General features: G+C 70.3%; 13 protein-coding genes. 6 read left to right on the top strand and 7 right to left on the bottom strand.

The window, feature by feature from the left end:
• Positions 1–327: 327 nt before the first annotated feature.
• Positions 328–1353 carry a LacI family DNA-binding transcriptional regulator gene (locus DY023_RS08680; RefSeq protein WP_116241947.1) on the bottom strand — a complete coding sequence of 342 codons (1026 nt, stop codon included), beginning with the start codon at positions 1351–1353 and terminating at the stop codon, positions 328–330.
• Positions 1354–1451: 98 nt separating this feature from the next.
• Between DY023_RS08680 and DY023_RS08685 the strand changes: the two genes are divergently transcribed.
• Positions 1452–3224 carry a glycoside hydrolase family 35 protein gene (locus DY023_RS08685; RefSeq protein WP_116241948.1) on the top strand — a complete coding sequence of 591 codons (1773 nt, stop codon included), beginning with the start codon at positions 1452–1454 and terminating at the stop codon, positions 3222–3224.
• Positions 3225–3516: 292 nt separating this feature from the next.
• On the opposite strand, the gene DY023_RS08690 is transcribed toward DY023_RS08685, so the two are convergent.
• Positions 3517–3798 carry a phosphorylase family protein gene (locus DY023_RS08690; RefSeq protein WP_116241949.1) on the bottom strand — a complete coding sequence of 94 codons (282 nt, stop codon included), beginning with the start codon at positions 3796–3798 and terminating at the stop codon, positions 3517–3519.
• Positions 3799–3915: 117 nt separating this feature from the next.
• Here DY023_RS08690 and DY023_RS08695 point away from each other — a divergent pair, with 117 nt between their 5' ends.
• Together DY023_RS08695 and DY023_RS08700 are read left to right on the top strand one after the other, a co-directional pair.
• A complete protein-coding gene (locus DY023_RS08695) occupies positions 3916–5031 on the top strand; it encodes a hypothetical protein (protein ID WP_220347265.1) in 1116 nt (371 codons plus the stop codon).
• A gap of 69 nt (positions 5032–5100) precedes the next feature.
• Complete coding sequence (locus tag DY023_RS08700; protein ID WP_116241951.1) at positions 5101–6186, top strand: DUF998 domain-containing protein; 1086 nt, start codon at positions 5101–5103, stop codon at positions 6184–6186.
• A gap of 9 nt (positions 6187–6195) precedes the next feature.
• Here DY023_RS08700 and DY023_RS08705 read toward each other — a convergent pair whose 3' ends face one another.
• The 3 genes from DY023_RS08705 to DY023_RS08715 form a co-directional block, all read right to left on the bottom strand.
• Positions 6196–6864 carry a DNA alkylation repair protein gene (locus DY023_RS08705; RefSeq protein WP_116241952.1) on the bottom strand — a complete coding sequence of 223 codons (669 nt, stop codon included), beginning with the start codon at positions 6862–6864 and terminating at the stop codon, positions 6196–6198.
• Positions 6865–6987: 123 nt separating this feature from the next.
• The gene (locus DY023_RS08710; RefSeq protein ID WP_245958637.1) at positions 6988–8073 is read right to left on the bottom strand and encodes a sensor histidine kinase; all 1086 of its coding nucleotides are present in this window, start codon (positions 8071–8073) and stop codon (positions 6988–6990) included.
• Positions 8063–8728: a response regulator transcription factor gene (locus DY023_RS08715; protein WP_116241954.1), complete on the bottom strand. Its 666-nt coding sequence runs from the start codon at positions 8726–8728 to the stop codon at positions 8063–8065. Before DY023_RS08715 ends, DY023_RS08710 begins: the two co-directional genes overlap by 11 nt.
• Before the next feature lie 87 nt (positions 8729–8815).
• Here DY023_RS08715 and DY023_RS08720 point away from each other — a divergent pair, with 87 nt between their 5' ends.
• Positions 8816–9436: a M15 family metallopeptidase gene (locus DY023_RS08720; RefSeq protein ID WP_220347266.1), complete on the top strand. Its 621-nt coding sequence runs from the start codon at positions 8816–8818 to the stop codon at positions 9434–9436.
• 10 nt (positions 9437–9446) lie between these two features.
• Here the strand turns inward: DY023_RS08720 and DY023_RS08725 are convergent, their stop codons facing one another.
• The gene (locus DY023_RS08725) at positions 9447–10166 is read right to left on the bottom strand and encodes a TetR/AcrR family transcriptional regulator (RefSeq protein ID WP_116241955.1); all 720 of its coding nucleotides are present in this window, start codon (positions 10164–10166) and stop codon (positions 9447–9449) included.
• Between the two features lie 67 nt (positions 10167–10233).
• Between DY023_RS08725 and DY023_RS08730 the strand changes: the two genes are divergently transcribed.
• Positions 10234–10614, top strand: a complete 381-nt coding sequence (locus tag DY023_RS08730; protein ID WP_116242012.1) for a VOC family protein — start codon at positions 10234–10236, stop codon at positions 10612–10614.
• A gap of 60 nt (positions 10615–10674) precedes the next feature.
• On the opposite strand, the gene DY023_RS08735 is transcribed toward DY023_RS08730, so the two are convergent.
• Entirely contained in the window at positions 10675–13479 is a 2805-nt protein-coding gene (locus tag DY023_RS08735; protein WP_116241956.1) for an immune inhibitor A domain-containing protein, read from the bottom strand.
• A 233-nt stretch (positions 13480–13712) separates the two neighbouring features.
• Here DY023_RS08735 and DY023_RS08740 point away from each other — a divergent pair, with 233 nt between their 5' ends.
• Positions 13713–13943, top strand: a complete 231-nt coding sequence (locus tag DY023_RS08740) for a hypothetical protein (protein WP_116241957.1) — start codon at positions 13713–13715, stop codon at positions 13941–13943.
• Positions 13944–14027 lie beyond the last annotated feature (84 nt).

Genomic DNA, 14027 nt, shown 5'->3' on the forward strand with positions numbered 1-14027 from the left:
GCCGCAGGTGCGGCATCCGCCCCCTTATGCCGGAGCCGGGGATGCGCGAGACCCCGAGTTCTGCGCGAGACCCGCGCCTGGAGCATGGGTCTCGTGCGGGGATGCGGGTTTCGCGTGGAACTCGCGTGGGAGTGAGGGTCTCGTGCAGGATCGCGGGTTTCGCCGGCGGCTAGGCGGGCAGCGCGGCGGCGGCCAGTGAGACCTCGAGTTCTGGGCGAGACCCGCGGTCAGAACATGGGTCTCGTGCGGGGATGCGGGTTTCGCGTGGATCTCGCGTGGATCTCGCGTGGATCTCGCGCGAGGAGGAGGATCCCGCGGCGGCGCGGGCTACGCGCGCGGCGCCGCCGTGGACGAGCGGATGACGAGCTCCGGATGCAGGTCGAGGGCACTCGTGTCGTCGCGGCCCTCGATGTGCGCGATCAGGCGCTGCGCGGCGGCGCGGCCCATGCCCTCGAACGGCTGACGCACGGTCGTCAGCGCCGGCGAGGCGAACGCGGCCAGCGCGATGTCGTCGACGCTGACCACCGAGACGTCCTCGGGCACCCGGCGCCCGGCCTCGTGCAGGGCGCGGATCAGCCCGAACGCCATCTCGTCGCTCGAGACGAACACCGCCGTGGCATCCGGGATCGCGGCGATCGTGCGGCCGGCGCGGTACCCGGACTCGGGAGTCCAATCGCCGGGGATGACCGGCGGCGGCGTGATGCCGCGCTCGGTGAGCACCTGCTCCCAGGTCTCGCGGCGCTGGCGGGACTCGATCCAGTAGTCGTCGGCAGGGACGTGCCAGACGGTGCGGTGCCCGAGATCGAGCAGGTGCTCGACGGCCAGCCGGGCGATCGCGTGCTGGTCGACGATGAGCGGCGCGTCCATGTCGAGCGACGCACGCTCGGTGCGCGTCGACGGCGTGCGCTCGGTGCGCATCCGCATCGCCGGGGAGTCCAGCTCGACCGGCAGGCCGAGCACGATGCCCTCGGCCCCCTGCCGCTCCAGACGGTCGAACGCCTGCACGAACGCTTCGGTCGAGGCATGGTCGGGGACCGCAGCCATCGTGACGGTGTAGCCGTTCGCCGCCGCGGCCTGCTCGACGCCGGCGGCCAGCGCGGCGGAGGAGTAGCGGTCGGTCGAGACCAGGATCATCCCGAGGATGCGGGTGCGTCCCGATGCCAGAGACGCGGCGGCGGCATGGATGCGGTACCCCAGCGACTCGACGGCGGCGTGCACGCGCCGGGCGGTCTCGGGGCGCACGTTCTGATTGCCGGAGAGCACGCGCGAGACGGTCTGCGCACTGACGCCCGCGGCACGCGCGACATCGAGCTGGTTCGGGGCGCGGTCTGCGCTCGGGCGACGGGGCGACATGGAGCAATGGTAGCGTTCCGCCCGCGTCAGACCGCGGATCACCGGGACATCGTGTGCGAGAATGTGAACGCAAACATCATCGGGATTCAGGAGACGTCTTGACCAGTTCCGCACCCTCGCTCACCTGGCGCGACGGCCAGATCCTCCGCGACGCACAGCCGCACCGCATCCTGTCCGGGGCTGTGCACTACTTCCGCATCCACCCCGACCAGTGGGAGGACCGGCTGCGCCGCCTCGCGGCGATGGGCGCGAACACCGTCGACACCTACATCGCCTGGAACTTCCACGAGCGCGTCGAGGGCGAGTACGACTTCGAGGGCTGGCGCGACGTCGCCCGGTTCATCCGCATCGCCGGCGAGGTGGGGCTGGACGTCTTCGTGCGCCCCAGCCCGTACATCTGCGCCGAGTGGTCGAACGGCGGCATCCCGTTCTGGCTGTCCGGCCGGGTGCGCGCACTGCGGACCTCTGATCCCTCCTTCCTCGCTGCCGTGGACGCCTGGTACGACGCGCTGATCCCGCAGCTCGAGCCGCTGCAGGCCGTGCACGGCGGCCCGATCCGGCTGATCCAGGTCGAGAACGAGTACGGCTCCTTCGGATCGGATGCCGCATACCTGACGCACCTGCGCGACGGCCTGCGCTCGCGGGGCATGGTCGAGATGCTCACCACCGCAGACGGCACCCTGCCCGACATGGTGCGGAACGGCAGCGTCGACGGTGCGATGGGCACCTTCACCTTCGGCACCGGCGTGCAGGACGCGGTGGCGCTGCTTCGCTGTGACCATCACCTGATGTGCAGCGAACTCTGGGGCGGTTGGTTCGACCACTGGGGCGAGCAGCACCACGTGCGCTCGGCCGACAGCATGATCTCCACCGTGCAGGAACTGCTCGACGAGGCCGGGTCGGTCAGCATCTACATGGCGCACGGCGGCACGAACTTCGGGCTGTGGGCCGGCGCGAACCATGACGGGGTGATCCAGCCCACGATCACGTCCTACGACTCGGATGCGCCGATCGGCGAGGACGGCACGGTGAACGACAAGTTCCACGCGCTGCGTGCGGCGTTCGCCCCGTTCCACTCCTCGCCGCTGCCGCCGGTTCCGGATGCCCCGAAGCGGCAGTCCGCGGCATCCGCTGGGCTGACGCCGATGACCTCGCTGCTCGACGTGGTGCGCGCTCAGCCGGTGGTGGCGACGGCGGCGCAGCCGCTGAGCTTCGAGGAGCTCGGCGCCGAGGACGGGATCGTCGCCTACTCGTCCGAGGTGAGCTTCCCGGCTTCGTCGACCCTGCGCATCCTGGAGCTGCGCGACCGGGCGACCGTGTTCCTCGACGGCGAGCGGCTCGGCACGATCGAGCACGACGGCGCACAGGAGCTGGCGCTTCCGGCCGAGGGCGGCTCCGGGACTCTGACCATCGTGGTCGAGAGCCTCGGACGCATCAATTACGGCGCGTACACCGGGCAGCACAAGGGCATCCTCGGCGGCGTGCTCATCGGCCGTCGGTACGCGCATGGGTGGGAGCACCGGATCGTGCCGCAGACGGCGCCCTCTACCGCCCCGGCTCCTGAGCGAGGAGCGCAGCGAGGAGACGAAGGACGCACCGACGGTCTCGCCCTCGCGACCTTCGATGTCACAGAGCCGGCCGATGCCTGGCTCGCCTTCCCCGGCGGCGCCAAGGGCATGGTCTGGCTGAACGGCTTCCTGCTCGGCAAGTACTGGGAGCGCGGCCCGCAGGTCACGCTCTACGCGCCCGGACCGCTGTGGCGCGAGGGCCGCAACGAGATCGTCGTGCTCGACACCGACCGGCTCGGCGCGACGGTCGAGATCCGCGAGCAGCCCGACTTCGGCGCATCCGAGGAGTTCATCGGCGCGTAGCGCCGCGGCATCCGGTGTGTTTTCGACCGCGCGGGTGTTCGGTTGTCAGCGGATGCCAGATGCGTTTTCGACCGCGCGGTCGAAAACGCAGGCGCCCGGGTGCTGTCGGCTGCGCTTTCGACCACGCGGGTGTTCGGTTGCCCGCGGATGCCAGATGCGTTTTCGACCGCGCGGTCGATTTCGCAGGCGCCCGGGTGCTGCCGGCTGCATTTCCGACCACGCGAGTGTGCTGCGGATGCCGCCGGCCGGGCGCAGGATCGGCCGCATCCATACTGCCGAGAACTCCCGCGGATCAGGCCGTCGCGGCGCGCAGCGCGATCTCGACCATGTCGCCGAAGGTCTGCTCGCGCTCCTGCGCAGTGGTCTGCTCGTGTGTGACCAGGTGATCCGAGACCGTGCAGATGCTCAGTGCGCGACGCTCGCGGTAGGCGGCCAGCGTGTACAGCGCGCTGGTCTCCATCTCGGCGCCGTCGAGGAAGGTCTCGGCGATCCACTTCGCTCGCAGCGGGTCCCCGGGGAACAGGACGACGGAGGCGATCTCGCCCGGGGCGGCGGCGATGTGCGGAGTACTCATCCCGCCAGGCATCCGCGCTGTAGCCTGGACCAGCGACTGGCGAGGCCGGGTGACCGGCGGGGAGCGTGGAGTACGGCATCGACCGCCTGGGTGCCCATCGGAACGATGGGAGCACACATGCGCTACGGGATGAATCCGCACCAGGCCGCCGAGGTCACCGGGGGACCGAGGGTCCTGAACGGCGAGCCGTCGATGATCAACTACCTGGATGCGCTGAACGCGTCCGCGCTGGTGCGTGAGGCCGATGCCGCGACGGGGCTGCCCGCGGCGGCATCCTTCAAGCACGTCTCGCCGGCCGGCGCCGCGGTCGCCGGAACGATCGACGACGTGGCATCCGAGACCTGGCGGATCTCAGACGAGGGCGGCCTGATCTCGGCCTACGTGCGCGCCCGCGACGCCGACCCGAAATCGTCGTTCGGCGACGTGGTCGCACTGTCGCGCCCGGTCGATGTGGCGACAGCCGAGTTCCTGCGCAGCGTGATCTGCGACGCCGTGATCGCGCCCGGGTACGAGGACGGCGCCGTCGAGGTGCTCAGCGAGAAGCGCGCCGGCCGGTTCCTCGTCTTCGAGGCGGATGCCGCGGAGCCGCCGCGCCGAGAGCGCCGCGACCTGCTCGGCGCCGTGCTCGAGCAGGACCGGGATGCCGCCGACGTCGCGGCCGCGCTGCCGGACGGTCTGCTCGACGAGGCCGGCCGTCGCGACGCGCTGCTCGGCATGGTCGCCGCGCGATACACGCAGTCGAACTCGGTCGTGCTCGTGCGCGATGGAGCTGCGGTCGGCATCGGCGCGGGGCAGCAGAACCGTGTCGACTGCGTGCGGCTCGCGGGGGCGAAGGCGCGGGTGTGGTGGCTGCGTCGGCACGCGTTCGTGCGTGAACTGCCCGAGGTCGCCGGCATGCGCAGGCAGGACCGGCTGAACTGGCAGATCCGCTTCGCCGGCGAAGAGATGACCCGGGCGCAGCGCGCGGAGTTCGCGGAGCTGTTCGGCGCCGAGGCATCCGATCGGTACGCGGATGCCGGATGGCGCGACGCCTGGTGCGCGGACATCACGGGCGTGACCCTGGTGTCGGACGGGTTCCTGCCGTTCCGTGACAACGTCGATCACGCTGCGGAGTTCGGCGTCTCGACGATCGTCGAGCCCGGCGGATCGACGCGGACGGATGAGGTCGCCGCGGCCGCCGCCGAGCACGGCATCTCGCATGTGCAGACCGGCCTGCGGCTGTTCCGGCACTGACACGGCGAGTGCGCACGGGAGCGGAGCGGCGCGGCCGCGAACGTCGGCGGCGGATGGTTCGATGGGGGCATGAACGGGCGGGTGCGGGACTGGGCCGAGAAGGAGCGGGCGCTGCGCGAGCAGGACCGCGGGCTGTGGGTCACGGCCGCATCCTTCGTCCTCGGTGCCGCGCTCGGCACGTTGCTGCTCCTCGGCCCGCCGCGACCGCTCGCCGGCCCCGGCTCGATCATGATGCCGGCCGCGCTCGTCGCCGGCGCGATCGCCGCTGCAGCCTTCGCCGTCAGCACCCTGATGCACCGCCGTGGTGAGACCTCTGGGATGCCGCGCTGGCAGACCGTCGTGTCGGACGTGTCCTCCGTCGCCGTGACGATCGCGTTCGGCGGGGTGACCGCGCTCGGCACGCTGCTCGCCGCCGAGGTCTTCGCGAACGGACTGCAGGGGATCTCGCTCGCGCCGCTCGCCGGTGGCATCTTCACCGGCGTCGCCTCCGCGGTGGGCGGACGACTGGCGTTCGCCGCCGGAGTCGATCTGCGCACCGTCGATCTCGCGGCGCTGCTGTTCGGGTTCCTCATCATCGGCACGATGTTCGCGATGATCACGGCCGTCGACCCGCGCTGGTGGGAGCACAACTTCTCGCAGCTCGGCGGAGGGGAGGGCGCCTGGGCCTTCAACGGCACGCTCGTGGTCGCAGGGCTCCTGATCGCCACGGTCGGCTCGTACGTCGGCCGCGACCTGCACCGCCTGCTCGGCGACGGAGCGCTGCGGCGCATCGCCCTCGTCGTGATCGCCTGGGTGCTGTCGGGCGCGGCGCTCGCCGCGGTGGGCCTGCTCCCGATCACACAGGTGCCGGCCGCGCACTTCGTCGCCGCGACCGCCGCGCTGGTGCTGTTCGTGGTCGCTGCCGTGGTGACGGCCGTGGTGCTGCCGCCGGAATGCTCGCGCACGCTGCGCGCCACCACCGTCGCCGTCGTCGCCGTGGTGATCCTGGTCGTCGTGCTGTCGTTCGCGGTGCGGCTGTTCACCATCACCGCGCTCGAGGCGATCGTCGTCGGCCTCGCACTGCTGTGGATGTCGACGCTCGTGCGCCTGCTCGCGATCCTCGCACCCGATGTGTCGCGCCCGTCCGAGGTGCGCTCCCCGCTGCGCGTGCTCTGACGGAGAGGCTCAGCCCTCGCGGCGGCGGACGATCTCGGCGATCCAGCTCGGGGCGAACGGGCTCGTGCAGCCGGGCGCAGTGGGGTAGTCGGCGAGCACCTGCAGGCGGTCCCCGATCTCGACGGCGCGTTCGCGCCGCGAGCGGTCGTAGATGCCGATGTTGGCGAGGGTCTCGTTCATCGCCCACTGCAGGCGCTCGGGAGCATCCTTCATCTCCCGCTCGATCTGGTCGAGCAGGGCGTCGAGGTCCAGGCCGTCAGGATTCTTCATCACGCGCGCAGAGGTCAGCGACCAGGCGGATGCCGCCACATCCGGATCGGCGTCGTCGAACCAGCGCAGCCGCATCTCCTCGGCCAGAGGGGACTTCTTCACGATGTAGTTGACGAGCCAATCCGACACCTTCGGACCGTTCGCCTCGCGCATCATGCGGTCGAGGTCGTCGGCCGAGAACTCCTTCGGCTTCACGATCAGCAGCGCGACCAGGCGGGCCGCCGTGTCGCCAGTCGCCCAGAGCTCGCGCGACAGCTGCGGCGAGGTGCCCGCGGCCTTCGCGACCGCGCGCAGCTTCGTGAGGTTCACACCGTGATCGTCGCCGTGCCGCTCGTTGACCGCGCGCATCTTCGGGTCTTCGAGGGCGGCGAGCTCCGCTCGCACGCTGTCGACCGTCGCATCCGTCATGCCGCCAGCCTACGTCGGCGCCTCGCCAAAGGGCTCCGGTCTCACTCGTTGCGGGTGTTTCGCCGGGCGGACCCGCATCCGTTGGGACCGGAGCGAGGAGGAGGGAGCATCAGAGGCGCACCGTCAGGCGGGCAGGCGCACTGTCACGACGAGGCCGCCGTCGGCGAGCGGGGCCAGTGACAGCTCGCCGGCGTGCGCGCGGACGATGGATGCCACGATCGCCAGCCCGAGGCCCACGCCGTCGCCGTGCTCGGTCGTGCGGGCGCCGCGGTGGAACGGCTCGGTCAGATGCTCGACATCCTGATCCGAGAGCCGTGCGCCGTCGTTGCCGACCACCAGCTCGGCCACCCCCGCAGACGTGGATGTGCGCACCGCGACCCCGCCACCGGACGGCCGGTTGTGCACGATCGCGTTGTGCACCAGGTTCGTCGCGAGCTGCTGCAGCAGCGCCGGCGACCCTGCCGTCTCCGCCGACGACAGCTCGGTGTCGAAATGCACGCCACGGGTCGCCGCCAAGGGCGCGAGGGTCTCCACGGCATCCTCGGCCAGCAGGGCGAGGTCCACCGGCTCGCTCTCGCGCACGCCGCGCTCGGCACGGGAGAGCACCAGCAGCGACTCGGTCAGTCCGATCGCTCGGGTGTTCACCGCAGCCAGCCGATCGATCAGCTCCGCACGATCGATCGAGGGGTCGGCGTCCGCGACCTCCAGCATCGTCCGCGTGATCGCCAGCGGCGTTCGGAGCTCATGCGAGGCGTTCGCCGCGAAACGCTGCTGCTCGCCGACGTGCCGCTCCAGCTCCGCCAGCATCCGGTCGAAGGCGTCCGCGAGGTCGGTGAACTCGTCGCCGCGCCCTGGCAGCGAGACGCGATGCGACAGGGAACCCTCCGCCGCGAGCCCCGCCGCGTCGTGCAGTCGCTCCAGCGGGCGCAGCATCCGTCCTGCCAGGAGCCAGCCGCCGACCAGCCCGCACACGACCAGCAGAACGAACATCGCGACCGTCGGCGGCGTGAACGCGCGCACCAGATCGCCCTGGGTCGGCACGACGCGCGGGCGCCCGTCGGATCCCTGCATCCACCCGGATCCGTCGGGCACGTACCGCAGCAGGAAGAGCCAGACCACGGTCAGCAGCGCCGCACCGGTCAGCACGATGACGGCGGCGTAGCTCAGCGCGAGCCGCGCCCGCACCGACATCCCGCGGCTATGGGGCATCGTCGATCCGGTATCCGACGCCGGGCACGGTCACGATCACCCACGGCTCGCCGAGCCGCTTGCGCAGCCCCGACATCGTGATTCGCACCGCGTTGGTGAACGGGTCGGCGTTCTCGTCCCAGGCGCGCTCGAGCAGTTCCTCGGCGCTGACCACACCGCCGTCCGCGGCGACGAGCACCTCGAGCACCGCGAACTGCTTGCGGGTCAGCGGCACGTAGCGGCCGTCGCGGAAGACCTCCCGACGGAACGGATCGATGCGCAGCCCGGCCAGCTCGCGCACCGGCGGTGCGGCGTGCGCGGAACGGCGGGCGAGCGCGCGCAGTCGCAGCACCAGCTCACGCAGGGCGAACGGCTTGGTGAGGTAGTCGTCTGCGCCCAGCTCGAACCCGGTCTGCTTGTCGTCGAGCCGGTCGGCCGCGGTGAGCATGAGGATCGGCATGCCCGAACCGGATGCCACGATCGACTGCGCGACCTCGTCGCCGGTCGGCCCGGGAACATCCCGATCGAGCACGGCGACGTCGTAGGTGTTGTACGAGAGCAGCTCGAGCGCGGCGTTCCCGTCGGGCGCGATGTCGGCAGCCATCGCCTCCAGCCGCAGGCCGTCTCGGATGGCCTCGGCGAGAAGCGCTTCGTCCTCCAGGATCAGCACCCGCACGCTCGCAGTCTACGAGCGGGCAGCTTTCGAAAACGTATGCGTCCGCGCATACGCCCTGGCAACACCCGATTCGCGAGCGTGGAGGGCATGAGTACTCTCGCGCAGCGCCCCCGTGCCTCGTTCGCCCTCGCCGCAGCCCTCGGTCTCGCACTGCTGGGCATCGTCGTGGTCGCGACCGGCGTCATCGTGCAGGTCTCCGGGGCGGCACCGGATGCCGGGATGCCGGGTGGGGACCCGGCGCCTCCTGCGGTGGCGACCTCCGCCGAACCGGAGATCGTCGACGGCCCGGCTTCGCCGTTCGACGACGGCAACCCGACGGTGACGAAGCTCGACGCCGGCCTGCTCGGGGCGCTGCGCGAGGCGGCCACGGCCGCGCGGCGGGACGGCATCGAGATGGTCGTGAACAGCGGATGGCGCACTCCGGAGCGCCAGGAGCAGCTGCTGGTCGAGGCGATCTCGACCTACGGATCGCGGGAGGCGGCCGCCAAGTGGGTGGCACCCGCCGACAAGTCCTCGCACGTGCACGGTGAGGCCGTGGACATCGGAGATCTGGAGGCCGCGATCTGGCTGGGGCAGAACGGGGCGGAGTTCGGGCTGTGCCAGACCTACGCCAATGAGCAGTGGCACTTCGAGTATCGGGAGTCCGCCCCGCGGGAGGGATGCCCCGAGGCGTACCCCGACCCGACCTACGACCCGCGGCTGCAGTGAGCCACGCGGTTCAGGCGTCGAGGTCGGCCAGACCGGCGATCACCCTGTCCAGCCCGAACTCCCAGGCGCGCTGCGCGTCGTAAGGCGCACCCATCGCCTCTCCGGCGGCGGCGCCGACGCGGCGGGCGAGCGGGAAGTCGTCGCCGAGGTAGCGGGTGAGGCTCCCGGCGGACTGCTCCCACGCCTCGCCGAACGCCGCGTCATCCGGCATCCGCACGATGCGTGCAGCGGCGGCGCGCACGAAGTCGAGCATGAACGACAGTGCGGCATCCCGTGCGATGTCGTCGGCGTCGGCGCCGTCGAAGGCGTGCAGCTCGCGGTCGTATTTCGCGATCGTGCCGGGTCCGAGCGCGGTGCGAGAGTCATGGACGTCGAGCAGCCACGGATGCCGGCGGATCAGCGCCAGGTTGTCGTCGGCGACCGTGCGCACCCTGGCGCGCCAGCGCGCGGCGCTGAACGGGGTGACCGTCATATGCGCGTGCGCGCGGTCGGCCATCAGCACGAGCAGGTCGTCACGGCTGCCCACGTGCGTGTACACCGACATCGTCGTCATGCCGAGCGAGTCGGCCAGCGCGCGCACCGTGAGGCCCGCCAGGCCGAGGTCGTCGGCCAGCACGATCGCGCGGTCGACGACGTCGCCGACGGAGTGCTTCGGCCGCGGCCCGCGACTCCCGCCGGACGGCGCATCCGGCGCATCGCGCCAGAGCAGATCGATCAACGGCCTCGGCATCGCGGAACCTCCTCGGGAATAAGCCCAATAATAATGTACGTTGTACAGAGTTATGACGGGAGACACCATGAACATCACACAGACCGCCATCTCGCTCAACGTCGCCGACGTCGCCGCGTCGGCCGACTTCGCCAAGACCCACTTCGGATACCAGGAGGCCATGGCCGCCGAGGGATTCGTGTCGCTGCAGCATCCGGATGTGGCGACCAACCTCATCTTCCTCGCCACCGGACTCGGCACCTTCAAACCGGCCGAGATCGCCGGTGCCGCCGGCCAGGGCCTGCTGCTCGTGTTCGTCGTCGACGACCTCGACGAGCAGTTCGCCCGGATCGAGGCGGCAGGGGCACGGGTGATCACTCCGCCGGAGACCGAGCCATGGGGCGAGCGCTACTGCCAATTCGCCGACCCCAACGGACTGGTCTGGCAGCTGGTGCAGTGGATGCAGTGACAGACGAGAACGCCGGTCCCCGACTCGTGTCGGGGACCGGCGTCCTGCCTCAGAAGAGGATCAGCCCTGCGGCGGGGTCACCGAGATGAGCGCCGCCGTGTTGCCCTGCAGCGCCTTCTTGACGGTGATGACGGTGCCGTAGCCCACGCCGGAGTCGGCCGGGTTGCCGGTGCCGAGCACGGTGAACCCGAGGTCGAGACCGTACAGGCCCGTCGCCGGGGTGCCGTCCGGGTTGGTCACGCGCGTGGTGTATGGCGCGTTGTCGACCGAGGGCACGACCACCGAGGCGTCGCGCAGGCGGTTGTACAGGTTGCCGTCACGCAGCTCGATGCCGGCGACCCAGCCCTTGTCGTCGGTGAAGCTGTTCACCGCCGGCAGCGGGCCGAACTCGGTGCACGCCTCGTTGTACGACGCGTCGACGAGGCAGTCCTTGAACGGGTACGTCGGCTGCAGGCCGAACGCGGCGTTCGACGACTGCGCGCGGCTGGAGATGTTCTTCTGCAGCGACGGGTCGAGAGCCGCCTCAGCCCCGGTGCGGCGCAGCGGGTCGAAGTGGCTGTCCACCAGCAGCAGGCCGCCCTTGGCGCCGTAGCTCGGCAGGCTCGTCAGGTTCGAGGTGACATGGTTCGAGTTGCCGTAGGTGGTGTCGCGGTACCAGACCAGCGCGCCGGGCGCGTTGTAGGGAACCTTCTCGACCTTCCACGCCTCGGCGCTGTACACCGTGGTGTAGCCGTACTTCAGGCCCTCGTCGAAGCCGTCGAGGTTGCGCCACTCCACCAGGTAGTACTGCGCCTTGATCTGGGTGCCGCTGTCGCGTGCCCAGCCTGTGCCCGAGGTGTCGGTGAACGTGCCCACGGTCGGGGTCCAGCCGTTGTCGCCGCCCTCGACATCGTCGGCCCACGCGGTGGTGGCGCCCGAGGTCAGTGCGAAGTCGTCGGAGAACCAGCCGCGCTCCTCAGCTGCGGCATCCGTCGCGTAGCGCAGGCGCACCTGGATGTCCTGCCCGGCGAACGCCGAGAGGTCGATGTAGTCGTGCCGCCATCCGGCGGAGTCGCCGGTCAGGCCGTACTTCTTGCCGCCGTAGTCGGCCATGCGACCGTTCGGGTCTGCGTAGCCGTCGTTCGTCGAGACCAGCGCGCCGCCCTCGGTGAACACCTTCTGCTCGGCCCAGTTGCTGCCGTCGGTCGAGACCTCGACGAAGCCGTAGTCCCAGTCCGCCTCGATCGTGTAGTTGTTCCACATCCAGAACTTGGCGTCGGCGGGCACGTCGGCGATCGAGCGGGTCAGGCGGTTGTCCGCCCAGCTCTGGTCGGCGTTGGAGTACCACATCTCGCTGCCGCTGTGCGGCGTCGCGAGCGTGATCTCCTTGTCGGGCAGGTTCACCTTGATGCCGTCCTTCGTGCCCTTCGCGGGGCGCGAGGTCTGGCCGACCTTGACGGTCGTGGCGTCGTCACCGGGGTTGATGACCTGCGGGTCGGCCCAGCCGAGCACCCACTTGTCCCAGAGGCCCATGTGGGTCGGCATCGACTGGAAGATCGGGCCGGAGTGCGAGCCGGAGCTCATCAGGTCCCAGAAGTCGATGTCGGAGTTGCCGGCGTTCGAGGTGTCGTACAGGTCGGGGAGGCCGAGGTCGTGTCCGTATTCGTGTGCGAACACGCCGACACCCGAGTTCTCCGGCTGCACGATGTAGTTCGACAGCTTCAGGTCGGTGCCGGGGATCGGCGCCCCACCCGGAACAGCGGAGGAGTGCGCCCAGATCGCGTAGGTGCCCTCCTTGCCGCCACCACCGGACTTGTCCTCGCCGGCGTGCACGAGCACGACGTGGTCGATGACGCCGTCCGGCTCCAGCACGTTGCCGTCACCGTCGCGGTCGCCCTGGTCCTCGATGTCGTACTCGGACCACGGGAAGTCCGGCTGCTGCGCTGCGAGCGCCGCGACGGCGTCGATCGGCAGCTGACCGGGGCCGAGCGGGTTGTCGGGGTGGCCCTGCTGGTCCTGCATGGGACCGGCCACCCACTCGCCGGCCTCGTTCTGGTGGCAGACGGTGGCTCCGTAGTAGCCCTCGGAGTGCGGGACCTTGATCCAGGCGGTGGCCTCACCGGTGAGGGTGTACGCGCCGCGCGACATCTCCTCGTACATGTTCTTCATGGTGTAGCCGGAGATGTCGAAGCCGGGCTGGCCGTCGGGGCCGGTGAGGTCGGTGCGGACGCGCTCGGTGATGCCTTCTTCGGAGAAGAGCATCTTGTTGTAGAGCTCGCTCGAGAAGTCCGGCACCCACATGGTGTTGTTGTCCAGCTGCGCGGCATCCGCCGGGTTCGGGATGTTGTTGTGCAGGGTCGGGCCCTGCAGGCTGCCGGGCTTGCACGTCGTGGCGCCGAACTCGGTCGGCACGTACAGGTCGCTGAAGTCCTCGGTGCCGTCGAACTCGACGAGGATCGTCAGGAGCTTCGCCTCCTGGGTGCCCTTGGACTGCTTCAGGTTCTTCGGGCTCTTCCCGGTCTTCACCGCCTTCGCCTCGGTCTTGGCGAGCTGACGCGCCGCGTTCGGGTTGCCCTGTGCGAACTTCTGGTCGTATGCGTTGGCGCGCTCGAGCGCCTTGGCCCCGCTGAAGCCCTTGGTGCTGCCCTTCGCATTCGCGATGGGAGCGTCGGCGGATGCCCCGAAGGCGCTCTCCGCGTTCGGCGCGGCGTAGTTCATGTAGTACTCGTCGGCGCCGATGGTCGGTGCCGCCGGGGCGGCCGCATCGGCGGACGAGGCTCCGCTGGCGGGAATCACACCGAAGGCGCTGACTCCGGCGACCGCGAGCGCGAACGCTGAGGTCGTCGCCGCTACACGCCTTCGTGTGCGGGCGGACTGTTCTGACATTGCTTCTCCCTTCGCGCGCCGCGCGAAGGGTGTCGCAACGGCGCGAACGGTGTGCACCGATCAGGCGCACAAGATCACTTCTACCGCGAAATCCCTGTGCAGGGGAAGTGGATCCGCTGAATCCGGGACGATCGCGATCTAAGTCGTGCGGCCTGGACAGATAGGGATTCCTCCCGATGCAGCCCTCCCGCCTCAGAGCGGAGTGTAGGGATGCACAACAACGAGGAGTTTCCATGTTCGAGCACCCGTACTTCACCCAGACGATCTTCGCGATCGAGAACGAGCAGCTGAACCGTGCCGCCGAGCGTCGTCGCGCCATCCAGGAGCGTCTCGAGGCTCAGCCGGCCGAGAAGGGCACGACCCGGCGGACGCGTGCGGCGCGCAGCGCTCGCCGCACCGTCCGCGGCGCGGCATCCGCCGCACGCGACGTCACCCCGTGCGCGAACTGCCCCGCAGCCGCATGAGCCGCATGACGAACCGGATGCCGGTTCCGCTGTGAGCCTCGCCAGGACGGCGCCCGATGTCGGTGGGCGGTGGCACGATGGGGA

Source organism: Microbacterium bovistercoris (assembly GCF_003387575.1).
Classification (GTDB): Bacteria; Actinomycetota; Actinomycetes; order Actinomycetales; family Microbacteriaceae; genus Microbacterium; species Microbacterium bovistercoris.

Bases quoted from the DNA above. Each gene is read 5' to 3' on its own strand.
- DY023_RS08690 (WP_116241949.1), bottom strand. From the start codon at position 3,798: ATGAGTACTCCGCACATCGCCGCCGCCCCGGGCGAGATCGCCTCCGTC.
- DY023_RS08720 (WP_220347266.1), top strand. From the start codon at position 8,816: ATGAGTACTCTCGCGCAGCGCCCCCGTGCCTCGTTCGCCCTCGCCGCA.
- DY023_RS08730 (WP_116242012.1), top strand. From the start codon at position 10,234: ATGAACATCACACAGACCGCCATCTCGCTCAACGTCGCCGACGTCGCC.
- DY023_RS08705 (WP_116241952.1), bottom strand. From the start codon at position 6,864: ATGACGGATGCGACGGTCGACAGCGTGCGAGCGGAGCTCGCCGCCCTC.
- DY023_RS08700 (WP_116241951.1), top strand. From the start codon at position 5,101: ATGAACGGGCGGGTGCGGGACTGGGCCGAGAAGGAGCGGGCGCTGCGC.
- DY023_RS08740 (WP_116241957.1), top strand. From the start codon at position 13,713: ATGTTCGAGCACCCGTACTTCACCCAGACGATCTTCGCGATCGAGAAC.
- DY023_RS08695 (WP_220347265.1), top strand. From the start codon at position 3,916: ATGCGCTACGGGATGAATCCGCACCAGGCCGCCGAGGTCACCGGGGGA.
- DY023_RS08710 (WP_245958637.1), bottom strand. From the start codon at position 8,073: ATGCCCCATAGCCGCGGGATGTCGGTGCGGGCGCGGCTCGCGCTGAGC.
- DY023_RS08735 (WP_116241956.1), bottom strand. From the start codon at position 13,479: ATGTCAGAACAGTCCGCCCGCACACGAAGGCGTGTAGCGGCGACGACC.
- DY023_RS08680 (WP_116241947.1), bottom strand. From the start codon at position 1,353: ATGTCGCCCCGTCGCCCGAGCGCAGACCGCGCCCCGAACCAGCTCGAT.
- DY023_RS08725 (WP_116241955.1), bottom strand. From the start codon at position 10,166: ATGCCGAGGCCGTTGATCGATCTGCTCTGGCGCGATGCGCCGGATGCG.